Source organism: Curtobacterium sp. ME26 (genome assembly GCF_903970945.1).
Lineage (GTDB): Bacteria > Actinomycetota > Actinomycetes > Actinomycetales > Microbacteriaceae > Curtobacterium > Curtobacterium citri.
Genome location: NZ_CAJCKG010000014.1, coordinates 44,475 through 61,840, shown reverse-complemented (window position 1 = coordinate 61,840; position 17,366 = coordinate 44,475). Strand labels below are relative to the sequence as shown.

Below are 17,366 nucleotides of genomic sequence, written 5' to 3'. Positions count from 1 at the left end.
TCGCCAGCGCTCAGTCGAGCAGCTCGCGGACCACGGCGTCCGCGAGCAGGCGACCCTGCAGGGTCAGCTCGATGCGTCCCCGCACCGCGGCCGACCCGTCCACGAGACCGCGTGCGATGAGTCCCGCGACCCGGCCACGCGCCTCCCGGCCGAGTTCCGACGTCGCGAGCTCACCCCGCACCCGGGCGGCGAGGAGCACGCGCTCGACGTACCGGGTCTCGTCGTCGAGGGTCTCGCGCCCCGCGGCGGGCGACGTCCCGCCGAGCACCCGGTTCGCGTACGCGGCCGGGTGCTTGACGTTCCACCAGCGCGTGCCGGCCACCGCCGAGTGCGCGCCGGGACCGACGCCCCACCAGTCGTGGCCCTTCCAGTAGGACAGGTTGTGGCGGCTGGCGTGCTGCGCGGTGCCGCCCTGCGCGTCGAGGCGCGCCCAGTTGGAGACCTCGTACCAGCCGTAGCCCGCGTCGGACAGGGTCCGGTCGGCGAGCTCGTACATGTCGGCGGCGAGGTCGTCGTCCGGTGCCGGCAGCTCGCCGCGGGCGACCATGCGGCCCATCGCCGTGCCCTCCTCGACGATCAGCGAGTAGGCCGACACGTGGTCCGGCGCGCACGCCAGGGCCGCGTCGAGCGAGCGACGCCAGTCGTCGAGCGACTCCCCCGGGGTCGAGTAGATGAGGTCGAGGCTGACGTCGAGCCCCTCCCGCTCCGCCAGGTCGACCACGAGCGGGACGCGCTCGGGGTCGTGCGTGCGGTCGAGGGTCGCGAGCACGTGCGGGACCGCCGACTGCATGCCGTAGCTCATCCGGGTGAACCCACCGCGGCGCAGGGTGGCGACGGACTCGGCGTCCACCGAGTCGGGGTTCGCCTCGGTCGTGACCTCGGCGCCGGGCAGGATGCCCCACGTGTCGTCGATCGCGCGGAGGATCATCACGAGGTCGTCCGCGGGCAGCATGGTGGGCGTCCCACCGCCGAAGAAGACCGTGGAGACCGGTCGCCGCGGGACCCCGGAGCGGTCGAGGACCTCGGCCGCCCAGCGGATCTCCTGCACGGCGTGGCCGGCGTAGTCGTCACGACGCACGCCGCGCAGCTCGGACGCCGTGTAGGTGTTGAAGTCGCAGTAGCCGCAGCGCACCCGGCAGAACGGGACGTGCACGTAGACGCCGAAGGGGACGTCGCCGGCGCCGGGACCGGGGGTGACCAGGCCGTCCGCGGGAGCGGGATCGGCGATCGGGAGAGCACTCGGCATGGACTCCATTGTCGGCCATGATGGAGCCATGGAGCACCACACCGTCCCCACCACGGTGCTGTGGGACATCGACGGCACCCTCGTGCTGAACGCCGCCTCGCCGGGGAACCTGCACCACCTGGCACTCGAACGCGCCGTCGGTCGCGACCTGGTGCTGCGCGTCGGACACCAGCACGGCCGCACCGACGCCGGGCTCATCGCCGAGCACGTGCGCGCGCACGACCTCGACGACGCCCTCATCCCCACCGTCAGCCGGCACCTGCGCGACCTGACCGACGAGCGGTTCCACCGGGGCGAACGACGCGCGCCCGCTCCTGGAGCCGTCGCGCTGGTCCACCGCTTCGCCCGGCTCGGGTGGCGGAACGGCCTGCTCACCGGCAACTCGGCGCACCGGGCCCGGGTGAAGCTCGCCGGTGCCGGGTTCGACGTCGGCGCCTTCGACTGGGACCACTCGTACTTCGGGGACGAGGAGGTCGAGCGGACCGGGGTGACCACCCTCGCCGCAGCGGCCCTCGCCGGCACACGGGCCGTGATCGTCGGCGACACCCCGCGGGACGGGGAGGCGGCCGATGCCGTGGGGATCCCGTTCGTGGCGGTGGCGACCGGGGTCTACGACGTCGAGGCGCTCCGGGCGACGAGCGCGGTGGCCGTCGCACGGGACTGCGTGCAGGACGCGCAGCTGCTCGAGGACGCGATCGCCGCGGTGCCGCCGCTGGGCTGAGGGCTGGTCGGCGGCTGCGGGGATGGTCGGCGCTGCGGGCCGTGCGGCGCTGCGGGGCTAGTCGCCGCGCAGGGCCGCCAGGTACTTCGCCGCCATCGTGCGCTGCTGCCGACGAAGGAACGGCGCGACGAGGGCCCACTTCCGGCTGGCCGGCTGCGAGAACTGCCGCACCTGCAACCACACCGAGCCGTCGCTCGTGCGCTCGACGACGAAGGACTCCTCGCCGGAGAGCGGATGCCCCTCGAGCGTGCCGTAGGCGAACCCCTTGCGGTCCGTCTCGTCGATGATCGACACCACGCGCACGGGCGCGTGCACGGTCTGCCCGAAGGCGTGCATCTCGAGGGTCGCGGTCGTGCCGGCGGTGACGAGCGGGGTGCCGTCCGCGGCGAACCGCTCGACCCGGGGCGTGCCGATCGAGGCGGGTGCGACCGGCACGCCGTGCTCGTCGAAGGTCACCGGGTTGTACCGGACCTCGTCGTCGTCGGGCTGGTCGCCGACGACGACGCGGATGCCGCTGCGCTCCTGGATCTGCCAGGTCAGCGCCTGGGTCACCGCGGTCTCGAAGCGCTGGTCACCGTGGCCGATGCGCGCACGGGACTCCGCCGGGGTGAAGCCCTCCGGCGGGTAGGTCATGAGGTCCGCCGCCTGGGTGGCACCGACGGCACCGTAGGTCAGGGCGGTCCGGTACGTGCCGCGGGAACTCATGGAGCCATCGTACCGGCGCAGCCGTGGAGGCCGTCGCGCCGGTGCGGGACGCGCACGAGGTCAGCGGGGCGTGACCGCGATGTTCCGCCACTGCGCCTCGAGCCCCTGCTCGCGGATGCCGACCGCACCGGTGGTCAGCGAGCAGCTGCCGAAGTCCGCCTTCCCCTGCACCGGTGTCCCGCCGGCCGAGGGCGAGGCGGTCGCCGTGATCGTGCAGCCCACGGCCTCGACGGTGAGGTGCCACCACTCCTCGGCCTGCACCGTGCGGCCGAACGACACGAAGGTCCCGGTGAACCCCGGGTTCTTGTGCTCACCGATGACCATGCCCGATGCGCTGAGGCCCACGTAGTAGGCGCGGAGGGAGTCCGGGCCGGTGGACGGGTCGTTCACTCGGACGTTGAAGCCCGCGTCGGTCCCACCGGTCGGCTTCCGCATCAGCCGGACGTCGCCGGTCAGCGTCATGTCGCCCCAGACCCGGTTGAGGACCTGCTTGTCGCCGTCCTGGCCGGAGTACGTGACGCTGCGGATCCGCTCCTCGGGCTGGTCGATCGCCCAGGTGCCGCCGTAGACCCGCGCGGGAGCGCCGTCCTCGAAGCGGCCGGTCGTCAGGGTCGAGTTGTACGGGGCCGACGCCACGGAGGCCGACAGTGCGCCGGCGGTCACGGTGACGAACCGGAAGCCGGCCGCGCTCGCGTTGCCGCGCAGGCCGACCGCGCCCTTCGTCAGGCAGTCGGTCGACGACTCCGAGGCGTTGACCTTCGTCCAGTCGTTCGCGCCGACGGTCGATGACCACGCGGTGATGCCGCACCCGGCCGCCTGGACGACGACGTGGTAGTACTGCCCGGCGCGGAGCGTGCCCGCGATGGTCGACCGCGCCAGCGGAGTGGTCGTGCCGTTGTTCGTCCGGCTGATCGCCAGCGTGTTGTCCGTCAGCGAGAGACCGACCGAGTAGCCGGTGAAGGCGTTCGTGCCCGTCGCGGGCTGCGTGACGCGGACCAGGAGCCCGGCGTCCGTTCCGGAGTTCACCTGCACGTCGGCCTGCATGGTGTAGTCGGTCCATCCGGGGTCGCCGGTCACGGCCTTCGGCCCGTCGGACGAGCCGGACGTCTCGGTGAAGGTGCCGTACCCGTTCACGGTCTGCGTCGTCCACGTGCCGTTGTACGTCCGCCACGCCCCCTGACCGCCGGCGAAGGAGTCGCGGAACGGCAGGTTCGTCCGGGAGTAGTCCGACGCCGTGCTCGCGGCACTCCGGTTCGACAGCGCCGCGGTGTACGCGGCCTGCGTCGAGCCGGACGTCGTGGTGACGCCGGTCACCAGGGCCAGCACGGCGACGGCGAGCACGCCGAGCAGGGTCGCGGGCCGGAGGGTCACGGGCGGGAGGCTCACGAGGCCACCGCCGGCTCGACGTCCTCGTCCCGGGTCCCCGCCGGTCGCCCGCCGCGGTACCGCGGCCGCGCGAGCAGGACACCGACGACGAGCGGCACGGCGCAGAGCACCACGAGGGCCACCCACCCGGCGGGGGTCAGGTCGAGCCGCGCCGCGATCGCCACCGCCCCGTCGGTCCCGGGCGGCAGGGGCACCTGCCCGACCGCCCCGCTGACGAGCCGCTCGGACGCGCCGGCCGGTCCGACGGCGCGGACCGGCAGCAGCCCCGTGGACACGACGTCCGCGACCGGTCGGGCACCCGCCTCGACCCCGGTCACCACGAGCGCGACGAAGGGGCGGAAGACCGCGACCACGACGGCGAGGACGACGCTCACGCCGACGAGCCGGGCGGCGGTGCGACCGGCGCGACCGGGGAGGAACCCGGTGAGGAGCCAGACGACGCCGACGCCTCCGACCGCCCAGGGCAGCATCCGGAGCACCCAGCCCGCACCCGGCAGCACCGCGACGACCCGGCCGACGACGTCGCCGCGGGTGATGGTCCAGGCGTCCGCCGCGCCGTTCGCGTCGCCCTTGGTCGTGATCGCGCCGTCCGCGACCGCGGTGATGCGGTGCGTGTAGGGCAGCCGCGCCGCCGTGCCCCCGCCCGCCGCGACCGGCGGCACGAAGGTGACGACGTCGCCGACGGCCAGACGGTGCTGTCCCGGCGGCACCGTCACGACGAGCGAACCCACGGGCGCCGTGCGGCCCATCGACGGCGTCCGGACGTCGAAGGTGCGGACGCCGGCGGCCATCGCGGCGCCGACGACGAGCAGCACGAGCAGGACCGCGCCGACCGTGACGACGACCCGGACCGGCACCGCCCGACCCGGGGCACGCCGGCGACGGGGCACCGCGGTGCCGCCGACACCGGCCACGAGTCCGCCGGTCATGCGGTGAACGTCCACACGAGGGACTGGTTCATGGTCTGCGCCTGCGAGTCGTTCGGCGCCGCGGGGTCGAGAGCGACCGTCACGGTCGCCGTCCCGCCCTGGCCGGCAGCCGGAGCGGGGCTGATGGCGAAGCTCTTGCCGCCGATCGCGCCCGCGTTCTGCTTGGAGATGACGGTCGTCGTCCCCGACGGCGTCGTCCACGTCACGGTGACGAGCAGCCAGTAGCAGATGCTGTTCGAGGTCGAGACGGTGCCGTTGCAGACCCCGGGAGCGAGGGAGAACGCCGACGCTGCGACCCCGCCGGTGTTCTTGATCACCGTCGAGGTGCCGCGCGTGGTGTCCCCCGGCCGGAGGTTCGTGCCGGCGTACAGGTCGGTCGAGCACGTCGTGGTGCCCGTGGCGGTGCTCCGGCACGCCACGGTCGACGCGTCCGGACCCTGCGTCATCTCGATCGAGACGGTGTTCGCCGTGTTCGTGGTGTTCGAGATCGATGCCGTGTACGCCGACATCGTGCCGGTCGTCGTCAGCGCGAGGGCGACCGAGGCGACGAGTCCCGCCGCCGCGATGAACCAGCCCGTGCGCACCGGGGTGCGGCGGACGACCGTCGAGTGCCTGCCCACGACGGCACCGTCAGGCGGAGAAGGTGAAGGTGAGGGCCTGGGAGAGGGTCACGCCGGACGTCGGCGCGGTGGCGTTCTGCGGCAGCGAGACCTGCACGGTGAGCGGGATGCGCTCGTTCGCCGCGGGCGGGTTCGGCAGCGTGATCGCGTTGGCCGCCAGGTACGCGGGCGTCGTGGAGGCGGGCAGCACGTCCGCACCACGCCACGTCATCTTCACGACGAGCTGGTTGCAGAGGTCCGAGCCGCTCGCGGGCGAGGTGGCGCAGGGGCCGCCCGTGAGTCGGAACCCGGTGGGCGTCGCCGTCCCGGTGTTCGCGAAGTAGATCGTCTGGGTGGTCGAGGAGTCCCCGGGACGCAGCGACTCCCCGCCGTAGAGGTTCGGGTCGGTGCAGCTCGCCGTGCCGTCGGAACCGGTGGTGCAGGCTCCGGGCGACCCGTCGGCAGTGGTCTCCGCGATCCGGATCGTGGAGGTGGACACCGTGTTGGTGCCGTGCAGGAAGGCCTGCGTGAAGACGGACAGCGTGCCGCTGAAGGTCAGCGCGAGCACCACCGCGGCGGCGAGGCCGGCGGCGATGACGGCGAGGTTGAGACGCTGCCGCTGTGCGCGGCTGACAGGTGTTGCATGACGGGACATCGGGTTCGCACCTCCGTGTGCACCCGGGTCGGGAACGATCGCCGCGCAGGGTCGCGCGCGATCGCAGCGGCCGGGTCCGCTGAACTGAGTGGTGTTCACCACCACACGGTCACATGCGACTGTATAGACCTGCAGCCGTTCTGGGTCCCCCAAAGTACGGGCAGACAGAACGGTCCGCCCTGTTCGGGAGCGTGTCAGCGCGTCGGACGGCGCCTCGACCGGTGCGCCGTCCTGCGGGAAGCGGATGACCGGGGCGGACCTGGGGAGGGTCCCGCCCCTACTTCTTCTTCTCTTCGACGTCCCCGGAGAGCGCCGCGATGAAGGCTTCCTGCGGCACCTCGACGCGACCCACCATCTTCATGCGCTTCTTGCCCTCCTTCTGCTTCTCGAGGAGCTTGCGCTTGCGGGTGATGTCACCGCCGTAGCACTTCGCGAGGACGTCCTTGCGCATCGCCCGGATGCTCTCGCGGGCGATGATCCGGGCGCCGATCGCAGCCTGGATCGGGACCTCGAACTGCTGGCGCGGGATGAGCTTGCGGAGCCGCTCGGTCATGAGTGTGCCGTAGGCGTAGGCCTTGTCGCGGTGCACGATCGCGCTGAAGGCGTCGACCTGTTCGCCCTGCAGCAGGATGTCGACCTTGACGAGGTCGGCTGCCTGATCGCCGGTCGGCTCGTAGTCGAGCGAGGCGTAGCCCTGCGTCTTGCTCTTCAGCTGGTCGAAGAAGTCGAAGACGATCTCGCCGAGGGGCATCTCGTACCGGATCTCGACGCGGTCCTCGCCGAGGTACTCCATGCCGAGCAGGGAGCCGCGGCGCGACTGGCACAGTTCCATGATCGCGCCGACGTAGTCCTTCGGCGCGAGGATCGCGGCGCGGACCATGGGCTCGCGGACCTCGACGATGCGACCGCCCGGGAACTCGGACGGGTTCGTGACCTCGGTCACGGTCGTGTCCTCGTTCGTGACCTCGTAGATCACGCTCGGGGCCGTCGTGATGAGGTCGAGGCCGAACTCACGCGAGAGGCGCTCGGTGATGATCTCGAGGTGCAACAGGCCGAGGAAGCCGCAGCGGAAGCCGAAGCCGAGCGCCACGGAGGTCTCCGGCTCGTACACGAGCGCCGCGTCCGAGAGCTTGAGCTTGTCGAGGGCCTCGCGCAGGTCGGGGTAGTCGGAGCCGTCGATCGGGTACAGCCCCGAGAACACCATCGGCTTCGGGTCCGTGTAGCCCGGCAGGGCCTCGGTCGCGGGCTTCTGCGCCGTCGTGACCGTGTCGCCGACCTTCGACTGCCGGACGTCCTTCACTCCGGTGATCAGGTAACCGACCTCACCGACCGAGAGCCCCTTCGTGGGCTTCGGCTCGGGCGACGACACACCGATCTCGAGGATCTCGTGCGTCGACCTGGTCGACATCATCTGGACCTTCTCGCGCGGGTGGATCGTGCCATCGATCATCCGGACGTAGGTCACCACACCGCGGTAGCTGTCGTAGACCGAGTCGAAGATCATCGCGCGGGGTGCCGCCTCGACGTCGCCGACGGGGGCCGGCACGGTGCGGACCACGCGGTCGAGGAGCTCGGCGACACCGACACCGGTCTTGCCCGAGACGCGGAGGACGTCCTCCGGCTTGCCGCCGATGAGCTGCGCGAGCTCGGCGGCGTACTTGTCCGGGTCGGCGGCGGGCAGGTCGATCTTGTTGAGCACCGGGATGATCTCGAGGTCGTTCTCGAGCGCCAGGTAGAGGTTGGCCAGCGTCTGTGCCTCGATGCCCTGCGCGGCGTCGACGAGCAGGATCGCGCCCTCGCACGCGGCGAGCGAGCGGGAGACCTCGTACGAGAAGTCGACGTGCCCCGGCGTGTCGATCATGTTCAGCGCGAAGGTCTCGCCGTCGAGCTCCCACGGCATGCGCACGGCCTGCGACTTGATCGTGATGCCGCGTTCGCGCTCGATGTCCATCCGGTCGAGGTACTGCGCACGCATCGCGCGGTCCTCGACGATGCCGGTGATCTGCAGCATGCGGTCGGCCAGCGTGGACTTGCCGTGGTCGATGTGCGCGATGATGCAGAAGTTGCGGATCGCCTCGGCCGGGGTCGCGGCGGGCTCGAGCGGCGCGGATGCTTGTGGGCTCACGGTTCCTCAGGGGTCGGTGCGGTCGGACGATTGTCCCACGGTTGTGCGCGCGCAGCGCGCATCCGGTGCTGCCCTGTGGGAACCGGGCGCGACGCCACGACTGTGCAGGACGGACGGGAGGCGCGCGGCGGGGCCGGCGCGGGCCTCCCGTCCGTCAGGCGGTCACCGTGGCGGGCGTCGGCAGTGCGCCCAGGCCGCGGCGCAGGTCCTCCGGGGTGGCCGCGAGGCACACGCGGACCCAGCCCTCGCCGGACCGGCCGAAGGCGCTGCCGGGCGCGACCGCGACGTGCTCGCGGTGCAGGAGCGCCAGCGCCCACTCGGCGACGTCGCCTCCGGAGGCGTGCGAGACGTCGATCCACAGGTAGAAGGCCCCGCGGGGGTCGAGGTAGCGGATGCCGCCGGCGTCGAGGACCTCCTTCGCCACCGCCAGGTTGGCGCGGTAGTGCTCGCGGGCGTCCTGCACGGCCTGGTGGTCGCCGACGATCGCCGCGAGCGCGGCCCACTGGTCGGGCTCGGCGACGCAGCTGATCATCGCCTCCTGCGTCGTGCGCATGGTCGGCCCGAGTCCCTTCGGCGTCACGAGGTACCCGACGCGGACGCCGGTCATGGCGTAGGTCTTGCTCAGCGAGAACGCCGTGAAGACCCGGTCGTCCGCGTCGAGCGCGGCGATGCTCACGTGGCGCGTGCCGTGGGTGAAGTACTCGTAGACCTCGTCGCTGATCACCCACAGGTCGTGCCGCTTCGCCAGGGCGAGCAGCGCGCGGAGGGTCTCCTCGCCGAACACCGAGCCGAGGGGGTTCGACGGGGAGTTCACCACGATCGCCCGGGTGTGCTCGGTGATGCTCGCCTCGAGCGCCTCGAGGTCGGGCTCGAAGTCGTGCTGCGGTTCGAGCCGGTACGGCACCGGGGTCGCGCCGATGATGTGCGCGTTCATCGTGAAGGTCGTGTAGCCCGGGTCCGGCACGAGGACCTCGTCACCCGGGCTCAGCACGAGCGTCATCGCCTGGAACAGCGCCTGCGTCGCGCCGATCGTCAACCAGACCTGCTCCGGGTCGACGTCGATGCGGTTCTCGCGGCGGAGCTTGTCGCGGATCGCCGCCCGGAGGGGTGCGATGCCGCCGTTCGGCGTGTAGTCGGTGCGGTCCTCGGACCACGCGCGACGGGCGGCCTCGCCGATGTGCGGGGCGACGGCGACGTCCGGCTCGCCGATGACGAGCATCGCGACGTCGGTGCCGTCGGCCTGCAGCAGGGCGGCCTGCTCGTAGACGCGGCGGATGCCGGATGCGGGCACGGTCTCGATCCTGGGGGCGAGGGAGGGCACGTCGACACGGTAGCCGCTCGCGTGTTGCGGCCGCGTTTCGTCGGCGACGCGCGCGCGTCCGGTCCTTTGGCGCCAGCCCGTCCTGCTGGTAGTGTTGGTGGCTGGCTTCCGCGTTCCCCGCCCACGGGTGGAACGCGATGCGACCAAGGGCCCCTCTACCCAGCGGTCGCGACCACCCGTAGAGACGATCAAGGAGCAACACGCATGGCGAACATCAAGTCGCAGATGAAGCGCATCAAGACCAACCTGAAGGCCCAGGAGCGCAACAAGGCCTACCGCTCGGAGCTCAAGACGGTCATCCGTCACACGAACGAGGCCGTCGCCTCGGGCGACAAGGACAAGGCCGCTGCGGCGCTGGTCCTCGCCTCGAAGAAGCTCGACAAGGCCGTGAGCAAGGGCGTCATCCACAAGAACCAGGCGGCGAACCGCAAGTCGGCCATCGCCAAGAAGGTCTCGGCGCTCTGAGTCGCTGATCCTCGGGACGGTCCCTGACCGTCCTGCCGAGAGCCCCGCACCGGTGGTGCGGGGCTCTCGTCGTTCGCGGGTGGTGCGGGAGTGGCGGCGCGGCGACGTCTCTCATGGTGTCGAACCACGGTTGCGACGTCGAACCAGCGCGCACGGCTGGTTCGACGTCGCTTCCGTGGTTCGGAGCGGCGGCCGGCACAACCGGGAGCACGACGTGCGCAGCCGGCCGGGAGGCCCGGGTCGCCTCAGCGGTCCTCGCCGCGTCGGGCGATGGTGCGGACCATCACCTCGAGTGCGTAGTGCGCGTCGCGCGAACCACCCTTCACCGCGGTGTCCGCCGCAGCGATGCTCGTGATCGCGTTCGCCAGCCCGGCCTCGCTCCACCCCGCCACGTCACGCTGTGCGCGCTGGACCTGCCACGGCGCCATGCCGAGCGCGGACGCCGCCTGGCTGCTCGGGCCGCGGAAGGCGCTGACCTTCGCCATCGTGCGGATCTTGCTCGCGAACGCCGCGACGATCGGCACCGGGGCCTCCCCCGTCGCCAGCGCGTGCCGGAGCTCGACGATCGCCGGAGCCGACCGGCCCGCGAGCGCGATGTCGGCGACCTTGAACGCGTTCGTCTCGACGCGGCCACCGTAGTACTTGTCGACGACGCGGTCGGTGATCTCCTCGGCCTCGTCGGCGAGCAGCTGCCGGCACGCGGCGGCGAGCTCGGCCAGGTCGTCGGCGAAGGCCGCGACGAGCGTCCGCACCGCCGAGGGCGCGATCCGGCGTCGGGCCGCCCGGAACTCCGCGTTCACGAAGTCCGCCTTGTCGGTGTCGCGCTTGAGCTCGTCGCACTGCACCTCGACGCCGCCGCCGACACCGCTGCGGATGGTGTCGAGGAGCTTCTTCCCGCGCACACCGCCGCCGTGCCGCAGCACCAGGGTGACGTCGTCGGCCGGTGCCTGCAGGTAGCTGATCGTCTCGGTGATGAAGGCGTCGGTGCACTTCTCGACGTTGGTGACGCGCACGAGCCGGGGTTCGCCGAAGAGCGACGGGCTCGCCAGCGTCGCGAGGAGGCCGGGGGCGTACTGGTCCGCTTCGAGGTCGTGCACCTCGAGCGCCGGGTCCTCGCCCAGGAGCAGGTCACGGAGGACGCTGCTCGCACGCTCCGCCAGGAACTGCTCGGGTCCGGTGACGAGCACGACCGGTGCCGGGCGGACGCCCGACCACGGTACCTGGTCGATCTTCGCCGCGGCGCGCGCGGGCTTCTTGGCGGGCATGCGTTCCTTCCGTCGGCGCCGGGTCGAGCGGGTCCGGGCCTGCGTCGATCCTACGGGCCACCGGGGACGCTCCGCCGCCTGCCCCACGGCGTGCGGCGCTGCCGTGGGGTCCGCCGGTGGGCCGTCGTCCGCGGCACGCTCCGTCCAGACACGGAGCGCGCCTCCGCCGTCCCGTGACACGACGATCGTGCCCTGGCGGTCGGTCCGGAACGCGGTGGTCCCGGCCGCCCGGAGCGCGTCGAGTGCGGTCCGGGTCGGGTGTCCGTACGTGTTGTCCGCCCCGACGCCGATGAGCCCGACGGGTGCCGCGAGCTGCCGGTAGAGCGCGGGGTCCTGGTCGGACGACCCGTGGTGCGCGACCTTCACGACGTCCGGCCGGGTCTCGACGAGGGGCCGGAGCCGGCGCTGGGCGCGCTCCCCGAGGTCCCCGAGGAACACGCCGGAGACGCAGTGGTCGCACCCCGGTCCGGCGGCGGTCTCGAGGACCAGACTCGCGTCGTTGCCCGACGCCGCCGCCCCCGCCGGTGGCCACACCAGCCGCCAGCGGAGCCGTCCGAGGGTGCCCGCCGTGCCGTCGTCGCCGGTGCGGAGGTCGACCCCGGCGTCCTCGAGCACGTGGAGCACCCGGTCGTCCTCGGGCCTGCCCACCGGACCGACCAGCGCTCGGTCGGTCCGGTCCGCGACGGCCCCGACCGCGCCGACGTGGTCGCGGTCGAAGTGCGTGAGCACGAGCAGGTCGACCCGCCCGACCCCGAGCAGGTCGAGGCACCGGCGGAGCGCCGGCTCGTCGTCGCCGGTGTCGACGAGCGCCACCGGACCCCTGCCGTCGCGCACCAGCACGGCGTCGCCCTGCCCGACGTCGCAGGCGACGACCGACCAGTCCCCCGGCACGGTCCCCTGGACGACGAGCCGCGGCACGGCGACGACCCCGACACCGAGGACGACGACCGCTGCGGCGGCGACGAGCAGCCGTGCCCGCGTCCGCCCCCGTGCGAGCACGGCCGCGGCGACCGCCAGGCTGACCAGGCCCGCGGTGGCGGTCCCCGTGACGCCGACGGGCCAGTCGAGCTCGGCCGCCGGCAGCCCGGCGGTCGTCGTGGCGACGACCCCGATGCAGGCCGCGGGCACCCACGCGACGTGTGCCGTCACCGCCGCTCCCCACGGCCAGACCGGCGCGAGCAGGCACGCGAGGAGCCCCGTCACCGTGACCACCGGCGCGAGCGGTTCGGTCAGCAGGTTCGCCGGGACCGCGAAGGTCGGCAGCGTCGGGGACAGGACGACGGTGACCGGCCAGCACGCGACCTGCGCGGCGACGGGCACCGACAGGGCCGCCGCGAACGGGGTCCAGAGCCGTCGGGACAGCAGCGCGGTGAGCGGCGGGGCGAGGACGACGATCCCCGCGGTCGCCAGGACGGAGAGGGCGAAGGCGACCGAGCGGGCGTACCAGGGGTCCACGACGAGCATGCCGAGCACCGCGAGGGCGAGGAGCGGGACACCGCGCACCGGTCGCCCGGACAGTCGGACACCGAGGACCACCACCGCCATCACCGCGGCCCGGACGATCGAGGGGTCGGGGCGGACGAGCACCACGAACGCGACGAGGAACCCGCCCGCGAGGGCGGCGCGGCACGGCCGCGGGAGTCCGACGCCACGCCCCACGGCGACGACGAGCGCGACGACGACCGCGCAGTTCGACCCGGAGACGGCGGTGAGGTGGGTGAGCGCCGCGGTCTCCATGGCGGACTCGGTGCCGGGGTCGAGCCCGCTCCGGTCGCCGATCGCCAGACCGCGGAGCAGCGCGCCGCCCGGTTCCGGCAGGCCGTCGGTGACCCGCACGAACGCCTGCCGCACCCGGTCGGTCGCGGCGAGCACACCCGTCGGCGGGTCGACCGCCGGCGCCCCGCGGAGGAACACCACCGCCGCCTCGGGCCCGCCGCCGTCGTCCGACTCCACCGAGGCGCGCCCCGTGAGCACCGCTCCGGCGGGCGCTCGGGTCGGCACGGCCGGCACGATCCGGACCGGCACGTCCAGGCCCCCGGTCCCGCCGAGGCGCCGGAGCGTGCCGGTCGTCGACCGATCGGCGTCGCCGAGGTCGCGCGTGAGCACGACCTCGACCTCCGTCGTCCGTCCTGCGGCCTCGGCGAGCACCGCGGGCGACCGTTCCGGGTGCCCGACGCCGACCGCGACGCCGACGAGCGTGCAGCACGCCGCCGTGGTCGCGAGGAGGGCGAGCACCGGCGGCAGTGCCCGGACGCCGCTCCCGGTCCGCAGCACGAGCAGCGTGAGGACGACCACGCCGACCGCCCCCGTCGCGCCCACCGTCCACCACGCCGCTCCAGGCCGGCCGACGAGCAGTGCCGCGGTCACCCACGCCAGGGCGACCGGACCGCCGAGTCGCAGGTCGGCGGGGTACGGTGCCGGGTCCACTCGCCCGACCCCTCAGACCCGGACCCGGTCGCGCAGGTCGTCGAGGCGCGCCTGCCCGATGCCGCTGACGTCGAGCAGGTCGTCGACCGACGAGAACCCGCCGTGCTCCTCGCGCCACGCGATGATCCGCCCGGCGAGTGCCGGTCCGATGCCCGGGAGGGTCTCGAGCGTCGCCTGGTCCGCCGTGTTCAGGTCGACGACCGCGTCCGGCCCGCCGGCGGCGCTGCCCACCCCGCCGCCCCCCCCGCTGCCCGCCCCGCCGCCCACCCCGCCGCTGCCGCCCGTGACGTCCGGACCGAGCGCCTCGGGGACCGACGTCTCGCCCACCCGCGGCACGTAGAGCCGTTCGCCGTCGACGACCGCCCGGGCGAGGTTCAGCCGCGCGAGGTCCGCATCCGCCGCCGCTCCCCCGGCACGCTCCAGCACGGCGTCCACGCGGGTCCCGACGGGGACCTCGACGACCCCCGCGTGCCGGACGGCACCGAGCACGTACACCGCGGCGACTGCCGCGGACGCGGACGGCGCGACGCTCCCGACCGCGGCGGGACCGCTCGGGACCGGACCCCCGCCGGACGGCGACGGGACCGTCGGAGCCGGCTGCGAGCCTCCCGTCACGGTCACCTCGCCCGACGACCGCCCGCGCAGCGTCCCGACCGCCACGACCACGAGGGCGACGACGACCACCACCGCGGCGAGCACCAGTGCCGCCCGCGGGCTCAGCGTGCACCGCTCCCACCACCGCGCCCCGGTCGACGCGGAGCCGGACGAGGGCGACGTGACGGGCGGGTCGTGGGACATGACCGGCACGCTAGGGCGCACCCGCACACGAGGACGGCCCGGCGACTCCGCACTGTGGAGGAGGCCGCCGGGCCGGTCGACTGGGGAGGAGTGGTGTCAGCCCTTGATGGCGATGTTCACGAGCTTCGGTGCCCGGACGATCACCTTCACGATCTCCCGGTCGCCGATGTACCGCTGGACGTTCGCCGACGACCGTGCGAGCTGCTCGAGCTCGTCGGCCTCGATCGACTTCGACACCTCGAACGAGTCGCGCACCTTGCCGTTGACCTGCACGACCGCGGTCAGCGTGTCCTGCACGAGCAGCGTCGGGTCGGCCTTCCGCCAGCCGTGGGTGGCGACGGTGGCCTCGTGTCCCAGCTTCTCCCACATCTCCTCGCCGGTGTACGGCGCGAAGACGCTCAGGGCGAGCGCGACGGTCTCGACGGCCTCGCGGACGGCGGGGTCGCCCGCGCCGGGGCCGCTGTCGATCGCCTTGCGGGTGACGTTGACCAGGTCCATGAGCCGCGCGATGACGACGTTGAACTTGAACGCCTCCATGAGCCCGGGGGCGTCGGCGAGGAACCGGTGCGTGACCTGCCGGAGCGCCCGGTCGCCGTCCGCCCAGACCGCGTCACGGGACGATGTGACGTCGAGCGCCAGGCGGTACGCGCGGGCCAGGAAGCGCGCGGACGCCGACGGCGACACGTCCTCCCAGTTGATGTCGTCCTCCGGCGGTCCGGCGAAGCCCATCACGAGACGGATCGCGTCGACGCCGTTCGCGTCGAGCTCGTCGCCGAGCGAGACGCCGCCCTTCGACTTCGACATCTTCGAGCCGCCCGACAGCACCATGCCCTGGTTGAGCAGCGCCGAGAACGGCTCGGTGAAGTCGAGGTACCCGAGGTCGAACAGGACCTTCGTCACGAAGCGCGCGTACAGCAGGTGCAGGATCGCGTGCTCGATGCCGCCGATGTACTGGTCGACCGGCGCCCACTTCCGCGCGGCCGACGGGTCGAACGCCTGCGTGTCGTCCTGCGCGGACAGGAAGCGCAGGAAGTACCACGACGAGTCGACGAAGGTGTCCATCGTGTCGGTGTCCCGCAGCGCGGGCGTCCCGTCGACGGGGTTCGGCACGTTCACCCAGTCGGTCGCCCCGCCGAGCGGCGAGGTGCCCTTCGGCTTGAGGTCGAGGCCCTCGGTCGACGGCAGGCGCACCGGCAGCTGGTCCATCGGGACCGGGTGCTCGGTGCCGTCGGCGCCGTGGATGATCGGGATCGGGGTCCCCCAGAAGCGCTGGCGCGAGATGAGCCAGTCGCGCAGGCGGTACGTCTTGGCGGCACGGCCGGTACCGCGCTCCTCGAGCAGCGAGATCGCGGCGGTGATCGCGTGCTGCTTCGACATCCCGTCGAGCGGGCCGGAGTTGATCATCCGCCCCTGGCCGGTGAGGGCCTCGCCGGTCGACGCCGGGTCGAGCGCGGGCAGGTCCTCGAGCGTCGCGCCCTCGGGGATGACCGGGATCGCACCGGTGACGGGCTGGTTCGTGTCGACGACGACCTTGACGGGCAGGTCGAAGGCCCGTGCGAAGTCGAGGTCGCGCTGGTCGTGCGCGGGCACGGCCATGACCGCGCCGTGGCCGTAGTCGGCGAGCACGTAGTCCGCGGCCCAGATCGGCAGGCGCTCCCCCGTGAGCGGGTGGATCGCCGAGCGGCCGAGCGGCACACCGGTCTTCGGGCGGTCGGCGTTCTGCCGGTCGATCTCCGAGGTCTTCTGCGTCGCGGTCAGGTACGCGTCGAAGCCGGCACGCACGTCGCCAGGAGCAGCGGAGACCAGCTCCGCCGCCAGGTCGGAGTCCGGCGCCACCACGAGGAACGTCACCCCGTGGATGGTGTCCGGTCGCGTGGTGAACACGGTGACGGGCTCGTCGCGCCCCTCGATGACGAAGTCGACGTCCGCACCGACCGAGCGACCGATCCAGTTGCGCTGCTGCGCGATGACCTTCGCCGGCCACCGTCCCTCGAGCTGGTTGAGGTCGTCGAGCAGTCGGTCGGCGTACTTCGTGATCGCGAAGTACCACTGCGTCAGCTTCTTCTTGACGACGACGGCACCCGACCGGTCGGACGTGCCGTCCGGCAGGACCTGCTCGTTCGCGAGCACGGTCTGGTCCACCGGGTCCCAGTTGACCCAGCTGTCCTTCCGGTACGCCAGGCCCTTCTCGTACATCTTGAGGAACAGCCACTGGTTCCACTTGTAGTACTCGGGGTCCGAGGTGTGGATCTCGGTCGTCCAGTCGAACGAGGGCGCGTACCGCTTGAACGAGGCCTTCTGCTGCTCGATGTTCGCGTAGGTCCACTCCTTCGGGTCGACCCCCCGCTTGATCGCCGCGTTCTCGGCCGGCAGACCGAAGGAGTCCCAGCCGATGGGGTGCAGCACGTTGAACCCCTGCTGCCGCCAGTACCGCGCCACGAAGTCACCGAGCGCCCAGTTCTCGGCGTGCCCCATGTGCAGGTCGCCGGACGGGTACGGGAACATCTCGAGGATGTACTTCCGGGGGCGGGTGTCGTCGAGGTCCGTCGTGAAGAGCCCGAGTTCCTCCCAGCGGGGCTGCCACTTCTCCTGGATGCGGCGGAAGTCGTACGCGTCGGGGTCGACGGCTGCGTGCTCGGTGGAGTGTGCAGTGGGGTGCTCGGTGGTCACGATCACCTAGGGTACAAGGCCTGGAGGCCCGGCCGTCGCCCGTCCCGGACGGCC

At 72.8% G+C, this 17,366-nt stretch carries 13 protein-coding genes and 1 pseudogene; 2 read left to right on the top strand and 12 right to left on the bottom strand.

The window, feature by feature from the left end; translation table 11 throughout:
- Positions 1-10: 10 nt before the first annotated feature.
- A complete protein-coding gene (gene hemW / locus H7A69_RS07820; protein WP_182046543.1) occupies positions 11-1,246 on the bottom strand; it encodes a radical SAM family heme chaperone HemW in 1,236 nt (411 codons plus the stop codon).
- Positions 1,247-1,274: 28 nt separating this feature from the next.
- Here hemW and H7A69_RS07815 point away from each other — a divergent pair, with 28 nt between their 5' ends.
- Complete coding sequence (locus tag H7A69_RS07815; RefSeq protein ID WP_182046542.1) at positions 1,275-1,967, top strand: HAD family hydrolase; 693 nt, start codon at positions 1,275-1,277, stop codon at positions 1,965-1,967.
- Between the two features lie 57 nt (positions 1,968-2,024).
- Here H7A69_RS07815 and H7A69_RS07810 read toward each other — a convergent pair whose 3' ends face one another.
- The 7 genes from H7A69_RS07810 to H7A69_RS07780 all read right to left on the bottom strand — a co-directional run bounded on the left by H7A69_RS07810 (position 2,025) and on the right by H7A69_RS07780 (position 9,687).
- Positions 2,025-2,672: a DUF1990 family protein gene (locus H7A69_RS07810; protein WP_182046541.1), complete on the bottom strand. Its 648-nt coding sequence runs from the start codon at positions 2,670-2,672 to the stop codon at positions 2,025-2,027.
- A gap of 60 nt (positions 2,673-2,732) precedes the next feature.
- On the bottom strand, positions 2,733-4,043 hold the full coding sequence (locus H7A69_RS07805; RefSeq protein ID WP_182046540.1) for a family 16 glycoside hydrolase: 1,311 nt from the start codon (positions 4,041-4,043) through the stop codon (positions 2,733-2,735).
- Positions 4,044-4,054: 11 nt separating this feature from the next.
- A complete protein-coding gene (locus tag H7A69_RS07800) occupies positions 4,055-4,987 on the bottom strand; it encodes a S26 family signal peptidase (RefSeq protein ID WP_182046539.1) in 933 nt (310 codons plus the stop codon).
- Positions 4,984-5,607, bottom strand: a complete 624-nt coding sequence (locus H7A69_RS07795) for a hypothetical protein (protein WP_182046538.1) — start codon at positions 5,605-5,607, stop codon at positions 4,984-4,986. The genes H7A69_RS07800 and H7A69_RS07795 overlap by 4 nt, the downstream gene beginning before the upstream one ends.
- A gap of 10 nt (positions 5,608-5,617) precedes the next feature.
- Positions 5,618-6,241 (bottom strand): hypothetical protein, encoded by a 624-nt coding sequence (locus H7A69_RS07790; protein WP_182046537.1) that lies wholly within the window; start codon positions 6,239-6,241, stop codon positions 5,618-5,620.
- Positions 6,242-6,518: 277 nt separating this feature from the next.
- Positions 6,519-8,366 (bottom strand): translation elongation factor 4, encoded by a 1,848-nt coding sequence (gene lepA, locus H7A69_RS07785; protein ID WP_069711131.1) that lies wholly within the window; start codon positions 8,364-8,366, stop codon positions 6,519-6,521.
- A gap of 154 nt (positions 8,367-8,520) precedes the next feature.
- Positions 8,521-9,687, bottom strand: coding sequence for a pyridoxal phosphate-dependent aminotransferase (locus tag H7A69_RS07780; RefSeq protein ID WP_182046536.1), 1,167 nt, complete (start codon positions 9,685-9,687; stop codon positions 8,521-8,523).
- 204 nt (positions 9,688-9,891) lie between these two features.
- Here H7A69_RS07780 and rpsT point away from each other — a divergent pair, with 204 nt between their 5' ends.
- Positions 9,892-10,152 (top strand): 30S ribosomal protein S20, encoded by a 261-nt coding sequence (gene rpsT, locus H7A69_RS07775; RefSeq protein WP_069711133.1) that lies wholly within the window; start codon positions 9,892-9,894, stop codon positions 10,150-10,152.
- A gap of 245 nt (positions 10,153-10,397) precedes the next feature.
- Here rpsT and holA read toward each other — a convergent pair whose 3' ends face one another.
- The 4 genes and pseudogenes from holA to leuS form a co-directional block, all read right to left on the bottom strand.
- Complete coding sequence (gene holA, locus H7A69_RS17440; RefSeq protein WP_259346138.1) at positions 10,398-11,417, bottom strand: DNA polymerase III subunit delta; 1,020 nt, start codon at positions 11,415-11,417, stop codon at positions 10,398-10,400.
- A 441-nt stretch (positions 11,418-11,858) separates the two neighbouring features.
- Positions 11,859-13,253 (bottom strand): annotated as a pseudogene (locus tag H7A69_RS17435) (ComEC/Rec2 family competence protein); the annotation flags it as partial.
- 603 nt (positions 13,254-13,856) lie between these two features.
- On the bottom strand, positions 13,857-14,642 hold the full coding sequence (locus H7A69_RS07765) for a helix-hairpin-helix domain-containing protein (protein ID WP_182046534.1): 786 nt from the start codon (positions 14,640-14,642) through the stop codon (positions 13,857-13,859).
- A 96-nt stretch (positions 14,643-14,738) separates the two neighbouring features.
- A complete protein-coding gene (gene leuS / locus H7A69_RS07760) occupies positions 14,739-17,312 on the bottom strand; it encodes a leucine--tRNA ligase (protein WP_182046533.1) in 2,574 nt (857 codons plus the stop codon).
- Between the last annotated feature and the right edge of the window lie 54 nt (positions 17,313-17,366).